The organism is Acinetobacter nosocomialis (assembly GCF_041021905.1).
Taxonomy (GTDB): Bacteria; Pseudomonadota; Gammaproteobacteria; order Pseudomonadales; family Moraxellaceae; genus Acinetobacter; species Acinetobacter nosocomialis.
Map to the genome: position 1 here is coordinate 2898700 of NZ_CP157432.1, position 25946 is coordinate 2924645.

General features: G+C 37.8%; 23 protein-coding genes. 12 read left to right on the forward strand and 11 right to left on the reverse strand.

The window, feature by feature from the left end:
- Positions 1 to 89 precede the first annotated feature (89 nt).
- The 7 genes from slyD to ABLC00_RS13520 all read left to right on the forward strand — a co-directional run bounded on the left by slyD (position 90) and on the right by ABLC00_RS13520 (position 7913).
- Positions 90 to 572, forward strand: a complete 483-nt coding sequence (gene slyD / locus ABLC00_RS13490) for a peptidylprolyl isomerase (RefSeq protein ID WP_002052512.1) — start codon at positions 90 to 92, stop codon at positions 570 to 572.
- Positions 573 to 674: 102 nt separating this feature from the next.
- The gene (gene phrB / locus ABLC00_RS13495) at positions 675 to 2117 is read left to right on the forward strand and encodes a deoxyribodipyrimidine photo-lyase (RefSeq protein WP_033846081.1); all 1443 of its coding nucleotides are present in this window, start codon (positions 675 to 677) and stop codon (positions 2115 to 2117) included.
- Between the two features lie 194 nt (positions 2118 to 2311).
- Entirely contained in the window at positions 2312 to 3052 is a 741-nt protein-coding gene (locus tag ABLC00_RS13500; protein ID WP_004885904.1) for a membrane protein, read from the forward strand.
- Positions 3052 to 3948 carry a hypothetical protein gene (locus ABLC00_RS13505; RefSeq protein ID WP_004885902.1) on the forward strand — a complete coding sequence of 299 codons (897 nt, stop codon included), beginning with the start codon at positions 3052 to 3054 and terminating at the stop codon, positions 3946 to 3948. The genes ABLC00_RS13500 and ABLC00_RS13505 overlap by 1 nt, the downstream gene beginning before the upstream one ends.
- Positions 3935 to 5185, forward strand: a complete 1251-nt coding sequence (locus ABLC00_RS13510; protein WP_004885899.1) for a glycosyltransferase — start codon at positions 3935 to 3937, stop codon at positions 5183 to 5185. Before ABLC00_RS13505 ends, ABLC00_RS13510 begins: the two co-directional genes overlap by 14 nt.
- Positions 5186 to 7030, forward strand: coding sequence for a hypothetical protein (locus ABLC00_RS13515; protein ID WP_004707591.1), 1845 nt, complete (start codon positions 5186 to 5188; stop codon positions 7028 to 7030).
- Positions 7008 to 7913, forward strand: a complete 906-nt coding sequence (locus tag ABLC00_RS13520) for a hypothetical protein (RefSeq protein WP_004885897.1) — start codon at positions 7008 to 7010, stop codon at positions 7911 to 7913. The genes ABLC00_RS13515 and ABLC00_RS13520 overlap by 23 nt, the downstream gene beginning before the upstream one ends.
- Before the next feature lie 7 nt (positions 7914 to 7920).
- Here ABLC00_RS13520 and wecB read toward each other — a convergent pair whose 3' ends face one another.
- Entirely contained in the window at positions 7921 to 9057 is a 1137-nt protein-coding gene (gene wecB / locus ABLC00_RS13525) for a non-hydrolyzing UDP-N-acetylglucosamine 2-epimerase (protein WP_004885895.1), read from the reverse strand.
- A 2-nt stretch (positions 9058 to 9059) separates the two neighbouring features.
- Positions 9060 to 10277: a M48 family metallopeptidase gene (locus tag ABLC00_RS13530; protein WP_004885893.1), complete on the reverse strand. Its 1218-nt coding sequence runs from the start codon at positions 10275 to 10277 to the stop codon at positions 9060 to 9062.
- A 250-nt stretch (positions 10278 to 10527) separates the two neighbouring features.
- Here ABLC00_RS13530 and ABLC00_RS13535 point away from each other — a divergent pair, with 250 nt between their 5' ends.
- Together ABLC00_RS13535 and ABLC00_RS13540 are read left to right on the forward strand one after the other, a co-directional pair.
- Positions 10528 to 11229 (forward strand): VIT family protein, encoded by a 702-nt coding sequence (locus tag ABLC00_RS13535; protein WP_004700019.1) that lies wholly within the window; start codon positions 10528 to 10530, stop codon positions 11227 to 11229.
- Positions 11230 to 11340: 111 nt separating this feature from the next.
- A complete protein-coding gene (locus tag ABLC00_RS13540) occupies positions 11341 to 12387 on the forward strand; it encodes a nitronate monooxygenase family protein (RefSeq protein WP_004885885.1) in 1047 nt (348 codons plus the stop codon).
- A 43-nt stretch (positions 12388 to 12430) separates the two neighbouring features.
- On the opposite strand, the gene dusB is transcribed toward ABLC00_RS13540, so the two are convergent.
- Entirely contained in the window at positions 12431 to 13456 is a 1026-nt protein-coding gene (gene dusB, locus ABLC00_RS13545; protein WP_004885882.1) for a tRNA dihydrouridine synthase DusB, read from the reverse strand.
- 82 nt (positions 13457 to 13538) lie between these two features.
- Between dusB and ABLC00_RS13550 the strand changes: the two genes are divergently transcribed.
- Positions 13539 to 14747: a DUF1615 domain-containing protein gene (locus tag ABLC00_RS13550; RefSeq protein ID WP_002052526.1), complete on the forward strand. Its 1209-nt coding sequence runs from the start codon at positions 13539 to 13541 to the stop codon at positions 14745 to 14747.
- Positions 14714 to 15370, forward strand: coding sequence for an HAD-IB family hydrolase (locus ABLC00_RS13555; RefSeq protein WP_004885875.1), 657 nt, complete (start codon positions 14714 to 14716; stop codon positions 15368 to 15370). Before ABLC00_RS13550 ends, ABLC00_RS13555 begins: the two co-directional genes overlap by 34 nt.
- Positions 15371 to 15397: 27 nt before the next feature.
- On the opposite strand, the gene proB is transcribed toward ABLC00_RS13555, so the two are convergent.
- The 8 genes from proB to uvrB form a co-directional block, all read right to left on the reverse strand.
- Positions 15398 to 16531, reverse strand: a complete 1134-nt coding sequence (proB, locus tag ABLC00_RS13560) for a glutamate 5-kinase (RefSeq protein ID WP_002052602.1) — start codon at positions 16529 to 16531, stop codon at positions 15398 to 15400.
- Positions 16532 to 16546: 15 nt separating this feature from the next.
- Positions 16547 to 17767: an Obg family GTPase CgtA gene (cgtA, locus tag ABLC00_RS13565; protein ID WP_004885869.1), complete on the reverse strand. Its 1221-nt coding sequence runs from the start codon at positions 17765 to 17767 to the stop codon at positions 16547 to 16549.
- Between the two features lie 164 nt (positions 17768 to 17931).
- Complete coding sequence (locus ABLC00_RS13570) at positions 17932 to 18606, reverse strand: hypothetical protein (RefSeq protein WP_006581331.1); 675 nt, start codon at positions 18604 to 18606, stop codon at positions 17932 to 17934.
- An 11-nt stretch (positions 18607 to 18617) separates the two neighbouring features.
- The gene (locus ABLC00_RS13575; RefSeq protein WP_004885863.1) at positions 18618 to 19352 is read right to left on the reverse strand and encodes a hypothetical protein; all 735 of its coding nucleotides are present in this window, start codon (positions 19350 to 19352) and stop codon (positions 18618 to 18620) included.
- A gap of 149 nt (positions 19353 to 19501) precedes the next feature.
- Positions 19502 to 20959, reverse strand: a complete 1458-nt coding sequence (locus ABLC00_RS13580) for a glyceraldehyde-3-phosphate dehydrogenase (protein WP_004885861.1) — start codon at positions 20957 to 20959, stop codon at positions 19502 to 19504.
- A 216-nt stretch (positions 20960 to 21175) separates the two neighbouring features.
- Entirely contained in the window at positions 21176 to 22123 is a 948-nt protein-coding gene (rarD, locus tag ABLC00_RS13585) for an EamA family transporter RarD (RefSeq protein ID WP_079376984.1), read from the reverse strand.
- Positions 22124 to 22231: 108 nt separating this feature from the next.
- Positions 22232 to 22819, reverse strand: coding sequence for a lipocalin family protein (locus ABLC00_RS13590; RefSeq protein WP_002052730.1), 588 nt, complete (start codon positions 22817 to 22819; stop codon positions 22232 to 22234).
- A 94-nt stretch (positions 22820 to 22913) separates the two neighbouring features.
- On the reverse strand, positions 22914 to 24935 hold the full coding sequence (gene uvrB / locus ABLC00_RS13595; protein WP_004707569.1) for an excinuclease ABC subunit UvrB: 2022 nt from the start codon (positions 24933 to 24935) through the stop codon (positions 22914 to 22916).
- Between the two features lie 179 nt (positions 24936 to 25114).
- Between uvrB and ABLC00_RS13600 the strand changes: the two genes are divergently transcribed.
- Positions 25115 to 25906: a hypothetical protein gene (locus tag ABLC00_RS13600; protein ID WP_002052788.1), complete on the forward strand. Its 792-nt coding sequence runs from the start codon at positions 25115 to 25117 to the stop codon at positions 25904 to 25906.
- The last annotated feature ends 40 nt before the right edge of the window (positions 25907 to 25946 follow it).

Genomic DNA, 25946 nt, shown 5'->3' on the forward strand with positions numbered 1-25946 from the left:
AAAAGTGTTAAAGATTGAGATTTTGTAGTCTACAAAATTTATTTTTCACTTTATGATGTACGCTTTAATTGATTGAATGGATCAAAAACATGACTGCAATTGCAAATAACCACGTGGTTTCATTCCACTATAAATTAACAAACGCTGAGGGTGAAACACTTGATCAATCTCAAGGTGAACCACTTGCCTATTTGCATGGCGCAGGCAATATCATTCCAGGTTTAGAAAATGCATTAACTGGTAAAACTGTTGGTGATAAATTCACTGTAAACGTACCAGCTGCTGAAGGTTATGGCGAATACAACCCAGACCTAGTACAAGAAGTTCCAGCTCAAATGTTCCAAGGTGTTGATAACATTCAACCTGGTATGCAATTCCAAGCTCAAACAGATGACGGCGTTCAAATCGTTACTGTTAAAGCGGTTGAAGGCGACAACGTTGTAGTTGATGCTAACTTCCCACTTGCTGGCCAAGATTTAACTTTTGAAGTTGAAATCGTAGAAATCCGTGAAGCTTCTCAAGAAGAGTTAGATCACGGTCATGTACACGGTGCAGGTGGTCACCACCACTAATTCATCTTTCGCAAGATGATAAAAAGCAAAGCTTCAGCTTTGCTTTTTTTATGTATTTATTTTATATAATATTCAGTAAGTTAATTTATTATTGGACTATGCATGTCAAATGCTTATCAATTGATTTGGTTCCGACAAGATTTACGAATACATGATCATGCAGCTTTATGGCATGCCTGTCAGCAAGGGCCTTCAATTGGATTAGTCATCTTATCGCCAGAGCAATGGAAACAACACGACGATGCTCCAATAAAAATTAGTTTTTATTTACGGCAGCTCAAAGAGCTTCAAAAAGAATTAGCATCACTTCATATTCCACTTGTTATCCAAGTCATTCCTTATTGGGAAGATACTGCTAAGTTTATTTCTGATTTCAGCAAGAAATATAATATTGAAAATGTCTATGCCAATATTGAAATGGGTGCAAATGAATTAAAAAGAGATAAAACAGTACAAGATTCTTTAAATAAGGAAAGCAAAGAGCTTTTTTTATTTCATGATCGTACAATTTTCCCTTTACGTTCCATTCGCAATCAATCACAACAACCCTATCAGGTTTTTAGTGCATTCAAAAAAGCATGTTATGCAAAACTAAATACCAGCGGTTTACCTCAATGCTTCCCTTTACCACATAAGCAAAATGAAATTTCATTAGAGTTTTTAGATGAAAAAAGTGTGGACTTGGCAGAAATTGAAAAACTATTTTGTTCATCTATTTCTAAAGAACAGCAAGATTTATGGCCTGTTGGCGAGTCATATGCATTAGAACAACTAGACCAATTTGTCGAAGATTCTGTATCCCATTATAAAGTTGAGCGAGATTTTCCTCATGTGCATGGCACAAGCAAACTTTCTCCTTATTTAAATATTGGAATCTTATCTGTAAGGCAGTGTTTACAAGCACTCTTTCGTAATCAACACGGCAACTTTCATTTAGACAATGAAGGTCAACAAACATGGCTAGATGAACTTATTTGGCGAGAGTTCTACCAGCACATCTTATTTGATTTTCCGTATGTTTCTAGGCATCTTCCATTTAAGAAAGATACTCAGAAAATTAAATGGAACCATAATCCAGAGCATCTAAAAGCTTGGCAAACAGGACAAACTGGTATTCCTATTGTGGATGCCGGGATGCGCCAACTTTTACAAACAGGTTGGATGCATAATCGAGTACGTATGATTACAGCCATGTTTTTATGCAAAAACTTATTGATTGACTGGCGTATTGGTGAACAGTGGTTTATGCAACATTTAATTGATGGAGATTTGGCAGCAAATAATGGGGGGTGGCAATGGTGTGCCTCAACAGGAACAGATGCTGTGCCTTATTTTAGAATTTTTAACCCGATTTCCCAATCACAAAAGTTTGATCCTAATGGGGACTATATTCGTAAATGGGTGAAAGAACTGGCTCATCTGGACAATAAATCCATTCATGACCCCTACTCAAACAAAATCAACTTGAGTTTAAATTATCCAAAACCAATTGTAGATTTAAAAGAAACACGATTAAAAGCAATTGAAACTTTCAAGCATATTTAGATAAGAATTGCGTCTTATCTGTTTATTTTTGATTAAAAAATAAAAACGGGATTTGACTATAAAGGGACTTTCAACTACAAATAAACATAGCAAATACTTAAAAAGGACAGAAACAACAACAACTTCGTAAATGAACACCTTTCATTATAAAAGTATAAAAAAATTAACATTACAAAAAAGGTAGCATAGCTCGCATGCAACAAAAGAACCCAGGTAGAACACTCGTCTTATGGATTATCGCAGCACATCTATTTATGGGAATGGTTGCATATGAGTGGTTGCCTGTTAGTTTTAGAGGAAGCTGGATCTTTATTCTTCTTCTTTTAATTTCGGGTGCTTTTTTAGAAGTTGGCTTGTCTTTAATTGTTGGTTTACTCGCATTTATTGGAGTTGCTGTATATTTTCTACTCGACTTAGGTGCACAAACTCATATTGAGCGGCAGCTTCTCTTACTGTTTATTATTCCTCTTATTCCGCTGTTTTTAAGTGCTGTACGCCACAATATTGAAATTAATGTTCAAAAATATCGAGATATTCAAAGCTATGATCGAAATTATCGCCGCGATATTTTCCCTATCAGCGCTTTGAAATATTTCCAGCGTAGCTTTTTTAAGCTTCTTGATCACCATAATGTACAAGACTATGAAGTCTTTGCAATCAAGATTCTTAACCGTAGTCTCATTAAAGAAATGCTAGGTGATGACGTCTGGAAAACTACTCAAAACGAAATGATCAAAATTTTGAGTCAGCATCAGCCCAATGAAATTGTTTTTCAGTTTGCAGATGATGATCTCGAAAATATATACAGTATTATGATTCGTCAGCAAAAAACTGAACAAGAACCTGACTTTATTAAAAAGTTAAGAGAAATTATGACGTTGCGTCTTGAGGTGGAATATAAAATTATTCCAATTCCACCTGAGGAGATAAATTAATGTCTAATCTTCTTAACATTTGTGGAATTGTGATTGCATCTAGCCAATATCCAGATGCCACTCTACAGCAGTTCTATCGGCAATATTATCATTGCGAAATTAAAGCAGAACAAATAAAAACTGAAGTGCAAAGTTCTAACGATCTTTCCATGTTTTTTCCTTATCAAGATACATGGTGGCCTGTCTTCACCCTTGATCAGATTAGTTCCGAAAGTTTTCAAAAGTTTGTTCACAACGGAGTTCGCCCCGGCATTATCTTGCCAGATGAAGTATTTGGTTTCCCTCACTATTTTTTATTAAAAGAAGCCGTGAGCCAAGGTGCTATCCCCATCGTGCTTTTTAAAACTGAACAACCTCAGTATTTTGCCGCAAAGGCTACTTTTTCAACTGCTATTGGTTTAAGGCCAATGGCTGCTTTCGTAAGTACAGGATGGGATGAAAATTTAATTTCACAGCCAGCTGGAAGTTATATTGTCCAGTTAAATTCTTCAGCCGTCCCTTTACCATCTAGAGAAATCCGACAAGGTCAGCATTTATTTTATTCGGCCAAAGACTTTAACGGCCATGTATCAGGTTATGAAATTATTATTAATCCTCCTGCCGACTTACCCCTATCTAATATTCGTTATCCTCAACTCGGTATTTCGTGGAAATTTAATAATATTGATTATGCCAGTACTTCTGAACATGTGAATACGAGTCTTATAGGTTATATATTTATTGGTTTAAGTGTTGTTGTAGTTCCTCTTGATCTGATTTTAACAACAACTTATCCAGATCTTCTGGGTACATTTGGTAGCTATATTTCATGGATCTCCTTAGTAGTGGGATTAATTCTATTATTAGTACTCATCTCTTCTATTATTAGGAGGGTCCGTAAAAATGGCTCCAATTGATATCCTGTTTTTATTTGGCTTTTTAGGTATTTGGATTCCACAAGCATTTTGGGCATGGTTAAGTTATCAAGCGTGGAAGTATTCCAAAACAGCTGAAAAAGAGCTGCAAAACTTACCAATACCTGAAAGATGGCCCATCTTAAGTGTTTTGATCCCTGCTTATAATGAAGGCGTGGTGATTGAAGACACTTTGCATGCCATTGCTCAACAGGATTATCCAGCAGAGTCTTATGAAGTCTTATTGATCAATGATGGCTCCAAAGATAACACCCTTGAAATCGCAGAAAGCCTCGCAAAAATTTATCCATGCATAAAAATTGTCAACGTTCCCAAGGGAATGGGCGGTAAAGGTAAATCACGGACCCTCAATAATGGCCTTCCTCATGCCAAAGGTGAGCTAATTGTTGTCTATGATGCCGATAGTACTCCTGAACCCGATTGCGTTCGTTTACTTGCTCAAACTTTATTGGCAGACAAAAAGTTAGTTGCTGTAAATGGCAAAGTAAGAACCCGTAACTGGCAAGATAGTATTTTGACTCGTTTTATTGCGATTGAATTCATCTTTTTCCAATGGATCTTCCAAGGTGGGCGTTGGCAACGTTTTGAGTTATCAACATTAATGGGAACCAACTACGTCATTTGGCGCGATGCACTAGAGACTTTAGGCGGTTTTGATGAAAAATCGTTAGTTGACGATACAGAAATGAGTTTCCGAATTTTTATTGGACAAAAACGAATTAAATGGGTTCCCTATGCCATAGGTTGGCAACAAGATCCCCCATCGTTAAGTGTATTTGTTAAACAGCGCTCACGTTGGACCCAAGGTAACTTTTATGTGACACGTAAATATTTACCTGTAGCACTTAGAACACCTTTCCCAATCGGGATTGAAATTCTGAATAACATTATGTGCTATATCCTTTTCGTACCAGCTCTATTCTGGAGTCATATTACTTTAACGCTTGGGTTACTTGATATCGCAGGTATTTCCGTTCCGGGACCATTTACGCTCTTGTGGGGCCTTTCATTTTGTCTCTATGTGGCACAAATGTGGTTTACTCTTTCCTTAGAAAAAGTTAAACCGGAACTCTATTTTTACTCTGTCTTATCTTACGTCAGTTACTCACAAATCTTCTTATTTATTGTCTTTAAAGCCGCATTTGACATGCTAAAAAATAAAATACAGGGCAACTCCCTTCAATGGTACAAAACAGAACGTAGCAAGGAGAAAAAATAAATGAAAAAGACTTTCGATCTTTACCAGACAGCTCAAGTGCTCCTTGCCAGCACCAGTTTTTTACTTGCCATATCTGCTCATGCATATACATGGAAACTTGATGATATAAGTACCTCGACCAAATATACAGTCGAGCCTCATTTTTTCTATGTTGGAAAAGGAGCTGAATGGCAGAATATTCAGTTCTCTAGTGACTATTCAACTGAGAATGACACAACATTACTGGTGAAATATGATGATAAACTGATCTATAACACGACCTTAAATGGTGATGGCCAGTTTAAATTCAATATTCCTGCCAGTCCAAGTGGCTTTCATCGTTTAGATTTTATTATTCAACAATATGCTAAACCAACGACTCTCAACCAGACAAAAGAGACTTTCTGTACCGAAGATATCGACCATTTAACCTATTTGAGTAATTCTCAACTCGACTTTACTCCTGTTCGAAATATATACCGTTTAAAAGATTTACCAGATGCTCTATTTAACCCCCAAGCTAGACGTCCTACCCCATTTGTTGGAATTTTAAAATATAACCGTAAGGAAATTACCGAAGCATCCATGCTAGCTCGTTTGGCAAGTTCTTGGAGCTCAGTAACTCCTATTGAATGGGTTGATTCAGGTCAAACGAACCTGAATCCTGAAACAAACTTTATTATTGAAGTGATCAAATCCACAGCTCCACTTAAAAATGGAGCGTTTGTACAAATTTCAAAACCTGCAGATGGGGTACCTACTCTCTCTATCACTTACCATACCGCCCAAGAGCTTACTGCTGCGATTAATGGTCTAATTAATCCGGCATACGTACAGCAGCTTAATACAGGTAGTGCTATTTTTCCCACTACAATTTCACCACCAGCATGGGCTCAATTTAGAAAAATTGATACGCTTGCAGATTTAGGTATTGATGACTTCAGACTCAACCATGCTGAAAAGAATCTATTCCTTGATTTTCCGGCAGTATGGCAGCCTACTGATATTTTACAGGGACAAATTGCACTTCGTATTCAAAGTGGTTTATTACAAGGCTCTAGTATTACAGCATGGCTTGATGGTGGCCTTGCCGGTAGTATGAAAACAGCAGATCTTGCTTCTGACCCAGTAAACCGACAGTTCAACATCTTTGCTAAGGAAATTTCAAATACAACAAACTTTAGCTTAAAACTGGAAAACTCAGTTATTGCAAATTCTCAATGTTTACCAAATGCTCATGGTTCACTTTGGGTAGATACCGCCAAATCAACGGTAAAACTTCCACATAAACTCAAAAATGGTGTGGCAGCGCTTTCAATGACATTAGCAACCAAACCAACAATTGCAATTGATGACCAATCAGGGGCATTAAATATTGCCATCATTTTGGGACAAGTCGCTAAAAATATGCTGCTTACACAGGCACCAATGCCTCTCAATCTGGTACGTTTCTCACCAAACGCTCCTCAAGCGGTCAATGTGAGAGTAAATAAAGAGATTTATCAGCAACAAATCTTAATGCATCAAAATATTATTTATGCGCCTGCGGCAGCCAACGGTTTTATTGTGAGTTATAACAATAACCGCTTTGATGTGATTACCGATTCTGAAACCGGTGCACTCACCTTTATGCATTTATGGGGAAAAATACAGCATAAAATTCCAAATAATGTGACCAAAATGTTGGTTTCAGAAAACGGCAATATCTATGTTCTCCAAAAATTAATTGTAGGTAATCAAAAAGCTCCATTAGTTCAGCAGTCTTCATTCTTTTTACTGGTTGTGATTATCTCTGCAATTATGATAATAGTGATCTTCTTGTGGTATTGGTTACGACGTAATAATGAGAAAACAGATACCAATTAAAATAACTGCTTTTATTATTTTAATTATATGTAGTGTAGTGGCTTATGCGGGGTTGTTCAAAAATCATGGACAACCACCAATCATCGAAGGAATTTTTTGGCAACCAGATAACAATACCACTCCTCCAAAAGGAAACTGGCATTATTTAGGAGTCAACACTTTTGTTCCCCAGTGGTCAGTCGTTGAATCTAAATCGTGGTGGACAAACTCCAACCTCCCACAGTGGGAAAAAGCCATTGATATACAGAAAATTAAGCAACAACCTTGGGCTAAAAATCTCATATTAGGTTTAGCTGGTGAATATAATGAACCAGCAGCACGTGCAAATGTTGTTGCTCTAGGAGAAAAATCTGCACAAATTATTCAAGAACAAAATGATGCATCTTTAAAAGGTTACTATTTTCCAGTTGAAGCTGATCCAACTTGGTTAAGGGTAAGCACACTAGGTCATGTTCTAGAAAAACTGCCAGCACCTATTTGGGTGAGCATTTATAGTGGTGAAAGAGAACCTGAAAATTATAATTTATGGGTTAAAAGTTGGCTACCTAGCCAAGCTGGTGTCTTTTTCCAAGATGGTGTAGGTGTCGGTGTAAGAACCCCTCAACAAGCCAGACGTATTTTAGACCAACTTGAACAAACTCTTGGAAAAGATAAAACTGTTATTGTGCTAGAAGCATTTCGTACCAAAAAAAATGGACAATTTCGAGCAGCCTATCCTTGGGAAATTATTTCTCAGATTAAAGCGTATGAAGGCAAAACAATTTATATTTTTGATGGTCCCCACTATATGGGACGCTGGTCGGTTTATATCGTCGGTTTATGGTATCGTCTGACTTATGGCAGCATTCCTGCCACCATAAGTGAATCAGAAAATTCAAAATAAATACTTTTTATTCAGAAGTTCTGGCAATTTCATCTAATATTCGCTGGGCAGCACGCCCATCACCAAACGGATTTTCAACATTTGCCATTTTTTGGTAATGCTGCGAATCTGTTAAAAGTTTTTCAGCCTCATCAATAATTTTTTGCTGATTTGTTCCAACAAGTACTCCTGCCCCGACTTCCACGACTTCAGGTCGTTCAGTGGTGTCTCGTAAAATTAATACAGGCTTATTAAACGAAGGGCTTTCCTCTTGTAAACCACCAGAGTCCGTTAAAATGAAGATAGAACGGTTTATGACGGCTAATAAACTTGGATAATCAAGTGGTTTAACCAAGTGAATTTGAGCATGATTTTTAAACTTATCATGCACTACATCATGTACAGCTGGGTTTAAATGCACAGGCCAAATAAAATGTAAATCAGGATGATGATTAGCTAAATATTTAACTGCATTACAAATATTTTGAATTCCCTCACCAAAATTTTCACGGCGGTGAGCGGTAATAAGTACGACTTTATCGTTTTGTTTTAACTCAATTCCGTAAGGTTCGAGCTGATTTTTTAAACCAGCTTTTTCAGAAATTAACTTTCTGCCTAAATATACAGCATCGACTACTGTATTGCCTGTCACTGTAATTAACGAAGGCTTGATTTGCTCATTAAGTAGATTTCTTTTTGATTGTTCAGTCGGAGCAAAATGCCATTTAGTAATACGCGAGACTAACTGACGGTTACCTTCCTCAGGGAAAGGATGATCTAAATCATAAGAACGTAAACCTGCTTCTACATGGGCAACAGGTATCTTCATTGAAAATGCGACTAACCCAGCAGCTAATACAGTGGTAGTATCACCCTGAATGACAATCGCATCTCTTTTTTGACCATCGGTGTAGACATGTTCAAGTTGTGTCAAACCATGAATTAATAGCTGATTTAGGCTTTGTCCTGCATTCATAATTTTAAGTCGGTGGTCAATTTCAACCCCAAAAAAATCTATAGCATCTCGCACTAATTCATCATGCTGACCCGTGAAAATAACTTCAACCTGAAATCGCGAGTCTTGTTTTGCTAATAAAATTACCGGAGCTAGCTTTATTAGCTCTGGACGAGTACCGAATACAATCGAAATAAAATTTTTTTTCATTATTAGAAGTCCTTATAAAAAACAAGTTCTACTCGGGTATTGTTGTAATGATCTTTTGTATTAACAGGCACGTCTTTAAAATAGTTGCCATATAGACGTTCAACACGTAGTTTTATGGGTTGATAGTTAAAAGGCTGCCATGAAATCCCTGGCCCATATTCAAATAAATTATTGTAATATTCATTTTTACTGTCTGCTAAGCCATGCAATTTCACATAAGCCTGCACAGTTCCATTGTCTCCCTTATATAAATTTAAACCTGTGCGTAAGCGCAAATCTCCAATAACGTTATAGTCTTCTCTTGAATAAGTCGCGACATTGCCATAGAGGTCAGTAAAGTAATTATCTAAACAAAGTGTATGATTACAGTTAGATTGCGAATACCACTCTTGATAACCTGCTACCCCTCCAACTACACTTTCACGAAATTTTTTTCGATTTCGATCAATCAAGTCATAACTTCCGCCAACTTCGACATAAGCTCGAACAGGAATAGAAGTCCATGGTTGATAATTTGCACCTACCCCAAGAGTAACTGCATTTTCATCAATAATTTCAGGTCGTACTCCACCTTGAGATTTAGTATCACGGTTTAAATTAAGAAAACCGTAGACTTGAGTACGACCATTGTCGATGTTTTTACCGTACCGAACTTTTAAAGGAAAAATAACATCGTCATAACGTGACTCATAAGAGGGTGCAAAATAGATATCCCCAAAATATGGCTTAACCTCACCTCCACTTAAATTTTTAACCGCTTGAGTTGCCTTCGCAGCAATTGCTGGATCTGAAGATGAAGTTAGTTCTTTAAATAAAACCAGTGCATCACGATTTTTTTTCTGTTGATTCAGCAAATATGCTTCTTGTAATTTTAAAGTGTCGTCTTGAGGAGCTAAAGCTCTTGCTTGTCTTAAACTTTGTAAAGCCTCATCTCTTTTTTCGAGCCGAATTTGTAAATAAGTAAGGCTTTTCCAGACTTTAATATCTGTAGGGGTCAGCTTACTCAGCTCAACTAATATTTTTTCTGCTTCTTGAGGTTGAGACTGCTCTATTTTATAGAATCTGTCCCATTTATCATAAATGAGATTTCCAGGTTTATATTCAGAGGTAACTGGGTCTTGTGCATAAACAGAACACACACTTACTACCGTTGAAGAAATGACTACTCCCATAAGTAATATCGAATGCGTTATAGAGTTTATTGTTTTGCTATTTCTCATTATCACCTCTACAGTAAATTAGAGTTATTAAGGGTAATTTGTTAGAATGATCAATAAATATCATAATTTAAAATAATGAGTTACATCGTTAAGTTAGGTTAAGGATGATTTAATATAAATAGTTTAGTCTCCATTTTTATTATTGATCTATTCTTTAGTATCCCTAAATTCCCTATAATGATGACATATTTTTTGATCAATAATTTGTAAAATTTCATAGCATCTATAAAACATTTATAAGGCAAAACACATGGCTTTTCCACATCATACAGAGCATCACGCAATTCACCGTTCAGGTTGGTTAAGAGCTTCAGTATTAGGAGCCAATGATGGAATTATTTCTGTCACTAGTTTAATTATGGGTATGGCTGCAAGTGGAGCTAACTCACATACTTTATTAATTACATGCATTGCTGGACTAATTTCTGGGGCTACATCAATGGCTGCCGGAGAATATATTTCTGTAAAATCTCAAGAAGATATTGAAAAAGCAGATTTAGCGATTGAAGCAAAAGAACTCTCAAAGCACCCTCAAAAAGAGTTAGATGAGCTAACTCAAATTTATATTTCTAGAGGCCTATCTAAAGAATTGGCTCAAGAAGTTGCTTTGCAGCTAACCACTCATGATGCATTGGGTGCACATGCTCGGGATGAAATCGGCATTCATGAAAATACCGCAGCCAATCCTGTACAGGCCGCACTATCATCTGCTGCATCATTTTCTTTTGGGGCTTTTTTCCCCATGCTGGCTATATTACTCAGCCCGAATCAATGGATTATACCTGCTGTCCTAGCCACAGGAATTCTTTCATTAGCGATTTTAGGTGCACTTTCAAGTTACTTTGCTGGTACATCTAAACTTAAAGGTAGTTTACGTATTACGTTATGGGGAATTTTAGCAATGGCTTTTTCAAGCTGGATCGGTTCTTTATTTAACGTCACTCCTTTATAAAAAGATTTTTAAAATAGTCCTCTAGAATATTTAAAAATTAAATAGCCAATATTATTTGCTCTTCATTCTATTTTCACGTTATGGTGAAGTGAAAGAAGTGAGGTGAATAAAATGAGCCTATTACAACAACTTGCAATTAAACATCCAATTTTTCTGGCTCCCATGGCAGGGGTTTCTACACCAGAACTAGCAGCCGAGGTTTCAAATCAAGGAGGCCTTGGATCATTAGGCTTGGGAGCAAATACTCCACAAAGTGCACGTGAACAAATTTTAAGAACTCAAGCACTCACTGAAAACTCATTTCAGGTTAATTTTTTCTGTCATCAATCTACAGAACTTAATCTAGAAAAAGCAAAACAATGGATTGAATATCTACGTCCTCATTTCGAAAAATTTGGTGTTCAACCACCTCAAGAATTGCACTGTATTTATCCAAGTTTTTTAGACAATGATGACTTTTTAAATGTTGTTTTAGAAACTAAACCTAAAGCGGTGAGCTTCCATTTTGGTATTCCGCATCCGCATCAAATTAAAGCTTTGAAAGAAGCTGGTATTTTGACCATGGTCACGGCTACCAACCTGATTGAAGCACAAGCGATTGAGGCAGCCGGTATCGATATTATTGTTGCTCAAGGTATTGAAGCAGGTGGACATCGAGGAATTCTCAACCAGACTTTTGATGCAGCGATTAAAACCAGTGACTTGGTCCAATTGATTGTGAAGCATTGTAAGCTTCCTGTTGTAGCTGCAGGTGGTATCATGACTGGTTTACAAGCCAAACATATGTTGGGCTTAGGAGCAACTGCAGTCCAGCTAGGTACAGCATTTGTTCAATGCCAAACTTCAAATGCTTCTGCTGAATATCGCAAAGCATTATTTACTGAACCTGTAACGCAAATTAGCGCGAGCCTTTCTGGGCGTCCTGCTCGCGGTTTATTCAACCATTGGCATACCAAAATCGATTCACCTACTCGACCTGCCCAACCAGAATATCCATACGCTTACGATTTAGCAAAGCAACTCAATGCTCTTGCGAGTAAACACCATGACTATGGTTTTGGTGCATTTTGGGCAGGAAGTAATGTTGCACAAATACGCGAATTAGGCGCATCAGATCTGGTCAATCAACTCGTCGTTGAAATGTTAGATAATGAATAGATAAAGATTTTAAGCAACCAGCCCGTGTACTGGTTGCTTTATTTTAGTGAGTAGCTAATAAATTAACTTGTTCAACCTGAACATCGCTCATCAAATTACCTTCTGCAAGTAATTGATTAAAATAACTCTCGACCACTAATGCTTGTTCAGCAGTGGTTTCAACTTTATACATATTTTGTCGGAACTCGTTACTTGAACGTAAGCCTTTGGTGTACCAAGCAATATGCTTACGAGCAATACGACATCCGGAATATTCACCATAAAATTGATATAACTCAGACAGATGCCCTAAAAGTACATCTTTGACTTCTTCAATATTTGGAGCAGCCAAATGCTCACCAGTTTTTAAATAATGGGCAATTTCACGGAAAATCCATGGACGACCTTGTGCAGCCCGCCCAATCATGATTGCATCGGCGCCAGTATAGTCCAGTACATATTTTGCTTTTTCAGGACTATCAATATCACCGTTGGCAATTACTGGAATATTGATTAACTCTTTAACATGTTTGATTAATTCATAACGCGCTGTATTTAAATACATGTCTTCACGTGTGCGGCCATGCAATGCTAACGCAGCAATCCCCGCCTCTTCTGCACGTTTCGCCACCCTTAAAATATTTTCTTGGCCATTTAAAAATCCTAAACGAGTTTTTAAAGTCACAGGAACGTCAACTGCTGCAATAACTGCATCCAGTATTCGAGCAACCAAGTCTTCATCTTGTAATAATGCTGAACCTGCTAATTTATTGCATACTTTTTTTGCAGGACATCCCATATTGATATCAACAATTTGTGCCCCATTTGCAACTTGATAGCGAGCAGCCTCAGCCAACTGTTCTGGGTCAGAACCCGCGATTTGCGCAGAGATAGGAGCTAACTCTCCATCAAAATTAGCACGATAAAGACTTTTTTTAGTCATCCGTAAAGTTTTATCAGCAGTCATCATTTCACTGACCGCATGACCCGCACCAAAATACTTGCACAACGTTCTAAATGGACGGTCAGTTACACCGGCCATAGGAGCAACAATTAAATTATTTGACAGTTGATAGGGACCAATATACATATATATTCATACAATTGATGATCAACATAGTATACTTCATCCGCTTGATCAGCTCATCTTTTTTGCAGGTGCTTTCCTCGCCATGAACAAACCGTTGTCTTCCCGTTTTTTATTAAAATCATTCGGTGTAGTCACCGTATGCATGAGTTTAGCTGCTTGTGGAGATAAAGCCTGGTGGTCAAAAAATGATGAGCCCGATTTAGAAAGTCAGCAAATTAAAAAGTTAATTCCAGCACGTGTGCATGATCGGGAGTCATGGGCTAAAGATATTGACGATATTATGCAGGACTTAAAAATTCCTAAAACCAAACAAAATGTTTGTAGTATTGTCGCGATTGTAGATCAGGAATCTAACTTTGTTGCTAACCCTGTAGTACCAGGCCTAGGCAAAAAGGCAGTTGACGAAGTCAGTACCCGTTTAAATGAAAAGTTTGAAGACAAACTTGGCCAGAAAGTGGGTGGTACTGTCGCAGGTTATTTTGAAGAAGTATTGAAAACCCAACCCTCTCCTGACAACAACTATATGAGTCAGATGCGTAAAGTCAAAACTGAAAAAGATCTCGACTTACTTTATCGTCAAATTTTTGATTTTATGACTCAACATTATCATGTCAGTGCGTTAACTGGTGCAGCTAAACTAGTTGGGCAAGATATTGGTGAAAAAATGAATCCAATCACCACATTGGGTTCAATGCAAGTTCATATTAATTATGCTAAAGCGCATAAACGTTCTAGCATGAATATTGCAGACCTTAGAAATGATCTTTATACGCAATATGGTGGTCTATATTATGGCATTCATCGCTTGATGGTATACCCAGCAGACTATGATAAGGCCATTTATCGTTTTGCCGATTATAACTCAGGTATGTACTCTAGCCGTAATGCTGCTTTTCAAAGCATGCTCGATGCCCTTACTGATAATGAGCTCACCTTAGATGGTGATTTACTACTTTACGATAAAGCTGGTAGTCCACTCGCAGTTCAGAGTCAGTCAGAAAAAGAGTTAATGAAACTATTTACTGCAAATAATGTCTTAATTACACCAAGACAACTTCGCGATGATCTTAAATTAGAAAAAGAGAAAAAGTTTGAGAATACACAAACTTATATTGCCTTAACTAAACTCTATAAGGCAAAAACAGGCAAAGAACCTATCTATGCTATTATGCCTCAAGTGGTAATTTCTGGGCCTAAATTAAGTCGTGACTATAATACTAACTGGTATGCAACCCGCGTAAACGGACGATATGAATCATGTATGCAACGAGCGAAACGAATAAGACAATAAAAAATCTCGCCCTGTTTGATTTTGATGGGACCTTGTGTAGTAAAGACAGTTTTACAGGGTTCATCTTTTATGCGTTATCTAAGCGCCACATAGTTAAGCAAGGCTTGAAAATCCTGCCATGGATTCAAGCCTATTATCTTAATTTTTATCCCGCCCATGCGATGCGTGCCAAACTTTTTCGAAGCATGTTTCGCAATACCCCAGCAATTGAGCTGCAAAGATTAGGCGAAGAATATGCACAAGAACTCGTCTCAACTCTTTCACCTGAAATTTTTGCACAATTACAACAACATCAGTTACTTGGTGATCAGGTAGTACTAGTTTCGGCTTCAATCGATATCTATCTTGCTCCACTTTGCAAATTACTCGATATCGAATTAATTTGTACTGAAACTCAAGTAAAAAATGGCATGATGACGGGTTATTACTCAACGCCAGATTGTAGTAGTGAACAAAAGAAGTTAAGAATACATGAACAATATTCTTTGCAGGATTATTATCAAGTTTATGCTTATGGAAATAGCTCAGAAGATTTAGATATGCTGAGCCTTGCCACCCACCCTTTTATGGTCGGCGAAGATAGAATCTTGCCATCGTTAACACCACAAAAAAAGCTCGCATAAAGCGAGCTTTTTTTTGTAGATCACTACTTAATAAATCGCCATATGATCGCGATGGATCATTTCAAGCGAACGGGCTTCTCCAAGTACTTGATAAACCTTATCTGAAGAGAGGCCCTTAATAATTTCAGCTGAACGAGAACTAAAGTTTACTCGTCCAACCGCAATACGTTTACCTTGCTTATCAACGCATTCAACCACATCACCACGATCAAAATGTCCTTCAACAGTTTTTACCCCAACAGGTAATAAACTGCGATGTTTAGATTTAATCGCATCAACCGCGCCATCATCTATGACCAGACGACCTGCTGTTTGTAAATGTGCAGCAAGCCACTGTTGATGTGCTGTCATACGGTCTTTATCAGTCGTGAACAATGTACCAAGCATTTCACCAGCCATGACTCGTGACAATACATTATCACTTTCACCACTAGCGATCAGTGTTGGACAGCCCGACTTAGCCGCTAAACGGGCAGCACGGACTTTAGTGACCATGCCTCCTCGCCCAAGTACACCACCACCGCCAGCCATTTCAAATAAAACATCATCCATGGCACGAACAGTTGATAACAGCTTTGCATCAGGGTTGTGACGTGGATCTGAGTCAAACATGCCTTGCTGATCTGTTAAAATGATCAGTAAATCAGCATGTACTTGACCAGCAACCATTGCCGCTAAGGTATCGTTATCACCAAAACGAATCTCGTCAGTAGAGACTGTATCGTTTTCATTAATAACCGGAATAACACGCCAGTCAATCAAGTTCTGCAACGCATCGCATGAGTTCAAATAACGACGGCGATCTGCCAAATCGTCATGTGTTAATAACACTTGAGCTGTTCGAATACTATGATTTTCAAGCACGCTAGACCATGTATGAATTAGGCCCATCTGCCCAATTGCGGCACATGCTTGTAAACTGGGTAGATCGGTGGGTCGACTCGCAAGCTTCATACGAACCATACCTTCTGCTACAGCTCCTGAAGACACTAAAATAATTTCATGCCCAGCATTGTGTAAATCTGCAATCTGTTTCGCCCAATGCGAAATAGCATCCAGATCTAGCCCCTGCCCATTTGCTGTGAGTAAAGATGATCCGATTTTAACAACGATTCGTTTACACTCACTGAGCTTACGTTGCCCATCGACCACTTCTATCATGTTTTCCTCGGTTTTTTAGTCACGAACGTAGATGCTTTCTACATCATTGTCGTCTTCATCATCGTCAAAATCATCATCATCGTCCATCATGCTTTCAAGACGTTGTGCTCGACGCATTGCACGATATGCTTCTTTTGCCGCAATGGTTTGTTCACGTGTTTCAACTTCTAGTTGTTCACGGAAAGCTCTTACTTCTGCTGCGTACTCAGGATCTTCAACTTCGCGTTCACGTTGCTGTTCAATCTGATCCATCAGGTAGTACACAACTTCCTTTGTACCTTCACTTAATAAGCCCGATGTTTTAAAGACAGGTCCAGTCCACTCTAATTCCTCTAGAATGTGCTGACACCACTCTTCACGGCTTTCCTCAGCAATTTGATCCAGTTTATTGAGCACTAAAACAACTGGTAGTTTCGCCAAAGTAGGTGAGAACTTAACCAACTCATTCATAATTGCTTTTGCATTATGAGCTGGATCTGAACCATCAATTGGTTGTACATCAATAATATGTAAAAGAATACGAGTACGCGCCAAATGTTTAAGGAAACGAATTCCTAGACCTGCACCTTCTGCCGCACCTTCAATAAGGCCCGGAATATCGGCCATTACAAATGAACGATGACGGTCAGCATCTACAACACCCAAGTTTGGAACCATGGTTGTAAATGGATAGTCTGCCACTTTTGGCTTTGCAGCACTTACAGCACGAATGAAAGTAGATTTACCAGCATTTGGCATACCTAATAAGCCAACATCTGCCAACACTTTCAACTCAAGACGAATTTCACGAAATTCACCTTTAGTACCCGTAGTACATTTACGTGGAGCACGGTTAGTTGATGATTTAAAGTGTGTATTTCCCAAACCACCTTCACCACCACCTGCAACCAGAATTTTTTGGCCGTCTTCAACCAAGTCGCCAATAATATCGCCAGAATCTGTATCAACAATTGTTGTACCAACAGGTACTTTTAAAACCACATCTTCACCACCGCGTCCGGTACAGTTAGCACCTGCACCGTTTTTACCACGTTCAGCGCGGAATTTACGGGTGTAACGGTAATCGACTAAGGTACTTGTATCATCATCGGCTTGAATATAGATACTTCCACCACGTCCGCCATCACCACCATCTGGGCCACCAAATGGTACAAATTTTTCACGGCGAAAACTGGCTACGCCATTGCCACCGTCGCCAGCCTCTACGGTAATGACTGCTTCATCAACAAAGCGCATTTGCCAATCCTCTAAAAACTCTAAAACCGCCTATTCTGCCATATTTTCATAAAATTCTCGAATAGAAAATCGAGAGAATTCTACTTTCCCAGGTCTTATTTTATTACTTTTTATATTGATAAAAACTTATAGCAGAACATAGCCTCTCTTTATGTATTTATTCCTTAAGGATGTACATTACGCAGAGGTAAATCCATCTTCATATCTAAATTAGCTTTAGTGTGTTGCACAGAGTTATACATAATGGCATTAAAGCTTGAGATATTGCCCATTTCCATTGCATCATTAATTTTTAAGCTTGGATTAAATTGGTGTTTAATCGGTAAATTTACCGATTCATCGAACTCGAAATAAACTGGACCATTAAAAGCAATCTTAACAGGAATGGTATAGCTACGTTTTAACTGAAATGGAATATCCAGATTGATGGGTATATTTAGTTTTAGTGGAAACCTAGGTAACAACTTATTTTGGTATATTAAATCGGTTGTTGTTTCCAAAGGCATCACCTGATCAACTTTCAGCGTTGTTGCATAATCAACACTTACTGTAATTGGAGTCTCAACTTCAAACGCTAAATCAGCCAAATATCTCCCCTTTAAAGGCACCGAAATCTGATGATTAATATCAATTGATGTATCTAGTTTACCTATGGACTGGACCTGTAAATTATTACCAACATGTATTTTAGTTTCTAATGATTCTGGTAATCGAATATCTGATTCGTGCGCAGAAACCACCACCGAAGCTTGTATATTTAAATAGAGCCAAAATAAAATTGCCGTGAGTACCATAATCAGAAAGAAACTGATGAGCGTACTTTTTATTGAACCCAGCATAAGTCACCTTCCTACTTATTCTGGTTCTGTGCAGGTAAAGATGTAGCATTATCATCTTTAACACGATTAAGGCTCATGCTTGATAGAGGTATTTTTAACTCGCCATGCTCAATTTTAACTGGCAAAGTATTTTTGACATCTACTGAAGCATTTAAAGCAGTTTTTACAGGTACATTTAAACTACCCTGAATTGGAATATTTGTTTTTAATTGGGCATTTAGTGGAATATGAAGATCTTCTTTTAAAACCGTTTTAACTGGAGCATCAAACTTCAAATGAACTTTTTGATCGAGCGGTACTTGAATATCAATAGGTACATCAAGCTTTAAGGGAATATTCCCTTTTAATGGTAAAGTAATATCCTTACCCAATACTCTGACTTGAACTTTGGTGTCTATCGGTAGGCTTTGATCAACTTTTAACGTTTCTTTTACAGGAATAACTGTGCTGATTGGCACCATATTATCGAAATAGACACGAGGAGTTAACGTCTGTGTTAAAGGTATCGTTAACTTTTCATTAATAGGAATATTCGCATTTACTCGGCCTTTTACATCGACATTTAAAGCATCTTTTACTTTGACCTGTACCTGTAATGGTTCTTGTAAATCAATCGCTACAGCTTGGTTTTTCAGCGGAATATAAATATTAAAATGCTTGAAAACCCAAATGGCGATGAGCACACCACATATATTCGCGATGATGATGAAAAAGAAGACTATCAATAATCTTTTAAACTGCTGCAATTCCAATCCCTTACTATTTCTTTTTGTTCCTTAAATCCTATTCTCATTGATTTCTAAAAAATAATCAGCATATATTTTGTACGGTTGTAAAAAAACCCAGTCTAAACTGGGTCTTTTTGTCACATACTTTTATCTAACGTTAAATCAAATTAAGCATTAGTTTCTGCAGGGATTTTTGTATAGCTTACGCCACACATTTGTTCAGCAATACGTAATACTTGGCAGCTATAACCTACTTCGTTATCGTACCAAACATATGCAGTTAAACGGTTACCTGAAGTAATTGTTGCTTGAGCATCATATACACCAGCAGTACGAGAACCGATAAAGTCACTCGATACAACTTCTGTAGAGTTGGTATAACCGATTTGACCTTGAAGTTTAGAGTTAATCGAAATTTGACGAATGTATTCGTTCACTTCTTCGCGATCAACTTCTTTATCAAGTGTTAAGTTTAAGATTGCAAGAGATACGTTTGGTGTAGGAACACGTACAGAGTTACCAGTTAACTTACCTTTTAATGCAGGTAATGCTTTAGCAACAGCTTTAGCAGCACCAGTTTCAGTAATAACCATGTTCAATGTAGCAGCACGACCACGACGATCAGCTTTGTGATAGTTATCAATTAAGTTCTGGTCATTTGTAAATGAGTGAACTGTCTCAACGTGACCATTAAGAACTTTATATTTGTCATCCAATACTTTAAGAATTGGAGTGATCGCATTTGTTGTACAACTTGCAGCAGAGATGATTTTGTCTTCATCTAAGATGTCAGAGTTGTTTACACCAAATACAACGTTTTTCATTTCGCCTTTACTTGGTGCAGTTAATACAACACGTGCAATACCTGGGCATTTCAAATGTTGGCTTAAGCCTTCAGCATCACGCCATTTACCAGTGTTGTCGATTAAAAGCGCGTTTTCAATACCGTATTGAGTATAGTCTACTTCACTTGGGCTAGATGCATAGATCACTTTGATGAAGTTACCGTTAGCAATGATTGCTTCGTTTTCTTCATCAACTGAAATTGTACCAGCGAAAGTACCGTGAATAGAGTCACGACGAAGTAAAGAAGCACGTTTTGCCAAGTCACCGTCAGAAGACTTACGAACAACAATCGCTTTAAGGCTTAAACCACGACCTAAACCTGATTGGCTAATGATTAAACGAGCTAAGATACGACCAATACGACCAAAACCGTAAAGAACTACATCTTTAGGTTGTTCAGAAGTTGCGCTACCTTTAATTGACTCAACTGCTTGAGCAACAAAAGCGTCAACATCACCGCCTTTTTCTTTATATTCAACTGCAAGTTTACCGATATCAACTTCTGCAGAACCAATGTTTTCAACTTTTGCTAAAGCTTCTAAAATTGGGAAAGTATTTACTACAGAAAGCTCAACATCTACAACACGTGTACGACGGTGAGTTTTCAAAATTTGAATAACAGAACGGTTAATTAAAGAGCGACCGTAAACAGATACGACAATATTTTTTTCACGGTATAATTGACCGATTAATGCAATCATACGTTCCGCGATTTCTTCACGGTTTTTCCAACGGCCTTGGTGTTCAGCGTGCAGGGCGATGATAGTGTCTTTGCTCACAGATACGTCCTCTAATTAATTATATCTAGGCGTGATTTTTAAAACCCCGTAATTGTAATGGAATTATTAGCAAGAATGAATCAAAAGCTGACGTTAGTGACTAGATTTTCCCAAAATTCATCATAAATTCATAAAATACCTATAATTATTTTTTATTATCTTATTGTTTAAAGCAGCTAAATTTTTGCTTTTTCTTACTTTTTAGATTCTGTTGCTCTAATCATGAGCATCATTTTTTAATCTTTTTTGATATTTTTCGAGATTTAATTGCAAATTTTTGGCTTTTTTCTGCTGCTGATAAAGATGGAATGCACCTTCTAGCACAAGTACAAATACAGCACACCAAATTGGAATATAAGTAAACCATTCTTCTTGACCAATGCTTTCCCCTAGCACTAAGGATGCTAAAGCAAGTAACACTGGCTCAAGATATCCAAGTAAGCCAAATACAACTAAAGGTAAAAAACGACTTGCTAATATGTAACATCCCAAGCCTATAGCACTAAGTACTCCTAATCCTGCAATTACTAAGGCAAGAGTTGGTTGATCGAAAAATTTACTATATGGCAATAATCCTGTATGTGTTAGATAAATCGCCACAGGCATGATGATCAAAAGGTCCCACCAAAAACCACCTAAATTATCTGTTTTAATTTTCTTGCGTAACAAGAAATAAGCTGAGTAACCAATGGCCACCAAAGCAGTTTCCCAAGCAATACTCCCTAAACGAAAAATCTCATGGCCGACACCAACTATTGCCAGAATAATAGCGACCCACTGAAATTTTGATATTTTTTCCCCATATAGCACACTACCAGCCAAAACCAGCACAAGCGGTAGAAGGAAATATCCCAAAGATACTTGTAAACCACGTCCATGCATGGGTCCCCATAAAAAGAGCCATAGCTGTACCGACGTTAAAATCGAGGTTGTTATGAGTAACAAAAGTAAAGAAGGTTTTGCCAAAATACGTTGATAGATATTTTTAATATGACTTAAGTCACCACTCCACCACATAAATAGAGTTAAAAATGGCAAAGTAGCAATAATACGCCACCCAAATGTTTGTTCGCTATCAAGTTGACCAAGTAGTTGAGTATAGAAATAAAGAACACCGAAAGTTAATGATGCCATGACAGAGAAAATCACGCCTTTTAACATCACTAACCTCTTTACACTTTAAGAAAAATAAAGCGATACAATACTTGATTTATCCACTATAAAAAAGAAAAAACCATGCGAAAACATGGTTTTTTATTAAGCAGAATTTATTTATTCTTTGTGCTCAGTATGAATAACATCACGAATATCAAATCCTAATGTTTTGGCATAATTTAGATATTCATCAATCAATTCTTTTTTGGGATGTGGTGTTCTAGATAATACCCAAAGATACTTACGTGAAGGCTCCCCTACTAAAACAGTTTGATAGTCTTCATCCAGCTTTAAAATCCAGTAATCTCCACGAATAACCGGAATCCATCTCACAGCTTCAGGTAAAAAACTTACTTTTAATTTTGTGTTATAGGGTGGATTGACTACAAAAGCTTCGCCAATAGATTGCTGTAATTGCTTCTGATTATCGTAGCAGCGATTATCTACAACGATATTTCCATTTTCATTTAAAGTGTAAGTTGCAGATACGTTGTAAGCACATTTTTTTTGGAAAAATGCCGGTTTACGTGCAACTTCATACCACACACCTAAATAACGGTCTAATTCAACTTTATCGACAGTTGGTAAAGGCTTCTGCTGGGCATAGGCATATGTTCCAACGGCTAAGCCAGTTAGAACAATCCCGCCCAATGCAATTTTTGCCAAGCGCCAACTGGCTTGCGGAACATTATTTCGAAATGCCATTGTTGCCCTCAACTATTAGTTGTGAATACAAAAATAACTTAAACATCTACAGTAGCTTGTTTTTTAAACAAATCATGTAGTGTTATGTATCCATTTATTGCAACATTTGCGCTTTTAAACGAACGATTTCATCACGAATACGAGCCGCTTGCTCAAATTGTAGATCTTTAGACGCCTTTAACATTTCTTTCTCAAGCTTAGTAATATGCTTACTGAACAATTTAGGGTCAGAAAGAATATGACGGTCATCAGCACTTAGTGCTTGTGCCTGCTCCAATATTTTCTCATCAATTTGATCATCTGAAAGCACTTCACCCGTATCAATTTCTTTCACGGCCTGACGGACTGCACTACGTGGTGTAATACCATGCAGCTCGTTAAACTCGATTTGTTTAGCTCTACGGCGTTCTGTCTCATCAATTGCTTTTTGCATAGAGTCGGTAATTCTATCTGCATATAAAATTGCCTTACCTTTCACATTTCGCGCAGCACGACCAATGGTCTGAATAAGTGAACGTTCTGAACGTAAGAAGCCCTCTTTATCTGCATCTAAAATAGCAACTAAAGAAACCTCTGGCATATCTAAGCCTTCACGAAGTAAGTTAATACCGACCAAAACATCAAATACGCCTGTACGTAACTCATGAATAATTTTGACACGTTCAACCGTATCAATATCCGAGTGCAAATAAGCGACCTTAACACCATATTCTTTTAAATAAGATGTTAAATCTTCCGCCATACGTTTTGTTAAAGTCGTCACCAATACACGTTCATTTAAGTTCTTACGAATATTAATTTCAGAAAGAACATCATCGACTTGAGTAAGTACTGGGCGAACTTCAATTTCAGGATCAATCAAACCTGTAGGACGAACGACCTGCTCAACCACTTGTTCTGACTTCTCCAACTCGTATTTGGCTGGCGTTGCACTCACAAAAATAGTGGTCGGAACAATACGTTCCCACTCTTCAAATTTCATTGGGCGGTTATCAAGCGCACTTGGTAAACGGAAACCATAATTCACCAAGTTTTCTTTACGTGAACGGTCACCTTTATACATTGCGCCAATTTGAGGGACCGTTACATGTGACTCATCAATAATAAGTAAAGCATCGTCCGGTACATAATCAAATAATGTCGGTGGTGCTTCACCTGCTGGACGGCCTGATAAATGACGAGAGTAGTTTTCAATACCATTGGTATAACCTAACTGCTGCATCATTTCCAAATCATAACGAGTACGCTGTTCGATACGCTGAGCCTCAAGCAACTTGTCATGTTCACGGAAGAACTTAAGCTGGTCTTGAAGTTCATCCTTAATGGTATCAATAGCACGCGTTAAGTTGTCTTTTGGCGTTACATAATGACTTTTCGGATAAATCGTAACACGTGGTACTTTGCGCACCATCTTACCGGTGAGTGGATCAAACCAACGAATTGAATCTACTTCATCATCAAAAAGTTCAATACGAATTGCGTGTTGGTCAGATTCTGCCGGGAAGATATCAATAATTTCGCCACGAATTCGATAAGTACCACGTAAAAATTCAAGCTCATTACGGGTATATTGCATTTCAACCAAACGGCGAATAATTTCGTCTCGACTCACTCGGTCACCCTGAACCACATGCAATAACATTTGCATATAGGCATTTGGGTCACCCAAACCATAAATAGCAGAAACAGAAGCTACAATAATTGCATCACGACGCTCTAACAAGGCACGTGTTGCAGATAAACGCATCTGGTCAATATGGTCATTAATTGCTGCATCTTTTTCAATAAATGTATCTGAAGACGGAACATAAGCCTCGGGTTGATAGTAGTCGTAATAACTTACGAAGTATTCAACTGCATTATTTGGGAAGAAGGCTTTAAATTCACCATAAAGCTGGGCTGCTAATGTCTTATTGTGCGCCATCACAATGGTTGGTCGCTGTGTTTGGGCAATCACGTTTGCCATGGTATAGGTCTTACCGGAACCAGTCACGCCCAAAAGTAACTGATTACGAAAACCTTTTTCGACGCCATTTACCAGCTTTTCAATTGCCTGTGGCTGATCACCCGCTGGCTGGTAATGAGTGACCAAATCGAAAGGTTGATTTTCGTTCACAGTTCTCTCTCTTTATAAAAAATTTGAATTTATCGTCTAGCAATTTAATGGGGATTTTTTCCCTAATTTAAAGTCTGTAGCCAGATTAATATACAGCGAAAATATTAAGCATCTTGACACTTGACCAATGCTTTAAACGGTTGCAACATGAACTTATCCATTAGATAAAAAGCATAACCATGACCTATCAATATCATGATGAAAGTATTGTAACTGAACTCCCTGAAGATACAGTGTTTGTCTTCGGTAGTAATATGGCTGGGCAACATGGTAGTGGAGCCGCACGTGTTGCCAGTCAGCATTTTGGGGCTGTAGAAGGTGTGGGACGTGGCTGGGCTGGACAAAGCTTTGCAATTCCAACCTTAAATGAACACATTCAACAAATGCCTCTCTCCCAAATCGAGCATTATGTTGAAGACTTTAAAATTTATGCAAAAAATCATCCTAAAATGAAATACTTTGTCACTGCTTTAGGATGTGGGATCGCGGGTTATAAAGTTTCTGAAATTGCCCCGCTTTTTAAAGGCATATATCACAACGTGATTTTTCCAGAATCCTTTAAACCTTATGTTGAAGATAATGCTGTTTCACAGTTTCCGACACTCACTCAAAAAATGGTTCAAAGTTTTATTAACGATGAGGTTATTTTTTACTTTAATCATGGCAGTGAATCTTTTGAAGATGCTTTAGATAAAACTGATTTATCAGATGCTGAAAAAGCAATAGCGCTGATTGTTTTAAATGAAGAGTTGTACCCTCGTGACCGCTATGGCAGAGGCCGAGAGCACGAATTGAGTGATATTTTAGGGAAGCTCAATGGCAAGATTTTCAATATTCATGGTAACTCAGAAGGCGCAATGATTTTTGTCAGTGTCATTGTGGCACTGATGGAACTTTATGATTTTGATGAACAAGACTTCATTAAATTATGGCGCGGCGAGAAAAATATCGACCACCCGATTAACCGTTAATTTATTTTGATATTTTATGAGTAAAGCAGATAAATTCTGC

Bases quoted from the DNA above. Each gene is read 5' to 3' on its own strand.
- ABLC00_RS13510 (WP_004885899.1), top strand. From the start codon at position 3,935: ATGGCTCCAATTGATATCCTGTTTTTATTTGGCTTTTTAGGTATTTGG.
- slyD (WP_002052512.1), top strand. From the start codon at position 90: ATGACTGCAATTGCAAATAACCACGTGGTTTCATTCCACTATAAATTA.
- wecB (WP_004885895.1), bottom strand. From the start codon at position 9,057: ATGAAAAAAAATTTTATTTCGATTGTATTCGGTACTCGTCCAGAGCTA.
- ABLC00_RS13535 (WP_004700019.1), top strand. From the start codon at position 10,528: ATGGCTTTTCCACATCATACAGAGCATCACGCAATTCACCGTTCAGGT.
- ABLC00_RS13520 (WP_004885897.1), top strand. From the start codon at position 7,008: ATGAGAAAACAGATACCAATTAAAATAACTGCTTTTATTATTTTAATT.
- ABLC00_RS13530 (WP_004885893.1), bottom strand. From the start codon at position 10,277: ATGAGAAATAGCAAAACAATAAACTCTATAACGCATTCGATATTACTT.
- ABLC00_RS13590 (WP_002052730.1), bottom strand. From the start codon at position 22,819: ATGGCATTTCGAAATAATGTTCCGCAAGCCAGTTGGCGCTTGGCAAAA.
- ABLC00_RS13570 (WP_006581331.1), bottom strand. From the start codon at position 18,606: ATGCTGGGTTCAATAAAAAGTACGCTCATCAGTTTCTTTCTGATTATG.
- phrB (WP_033846081.1), top strand. From the start codon at position 675: ATGTCAAATGCTTATCAATTGATTTGGTTCCGACAAGATTTACGAATA.
- ABLC00_RS13500 (WP_004885904.1), top strand. From the start codon at position 2,312: ATGCAACAAAAGAACCCAGGTAGAACACTCGTCTTATGGATTATCGCA.
- ABLC00_RS13515 (WP_004707591.1), top strand. From the start codon at position 5,186: ATGAAAAAGACTTTCGATCTTTACCAGACAGCTCAAGTGCTCCTTGCC.
- cgtA (WP_004885869.1), bottom strand. From the start codon at position 17,767: ATGCGCTTTGTTGATGAAGCAGTCATTACCGTAGAGGCTGGCGACGGT.
- proB (WP_002052602.1), bottom strand. From the start codon at position 16,531: ATGATAGAAGTGGTCGATGGGCAACGTAAGCTCAGTGAGTGTAAACGA.
- ABLC00_RS13505 (WP_004885902.1), top strand. From the start codon at position 3,052: ATGTCTAATCTTCTTAACATTTGTGGAATTGTGATTGCATCTAGCCAA.
- ABLC00_RS13550 (WP_002052526.1), top strand. From the start codon at position 13,539: ATGAACAAACCGTTGTCTTCCCGTTTTTTATTAAAATCATTCGGTGTA.
- ABLC00_RS13600 (WP_002052788.1), top strand. From the start codon at position 25,115: ATGACCTATCAATATCATGATGAAAGTATTGTAACTGAACTCCCTGAA.
- dusB (WP_004885882.1), bottom strand. From the start codon at position 13,456: ATGTATATTGGTCCCTATCAACTGTCAAATAATTTAATTGTTGCTCCT.
- ABLC00_RS13555 (WP_004885875.1), top strand. From the start codon at position 14,714: ATGTATGCAACGAGCGAAACGAATAAGACAATAAAAAATCTCGCCCTG.
- ABLC00_RS13540 (WP_004885885.1), top strand. From the start codon at position 11,341: ATGAGCCTATTACAACAACTTGCAATTAAACATCCAATTTTTCTGGCT.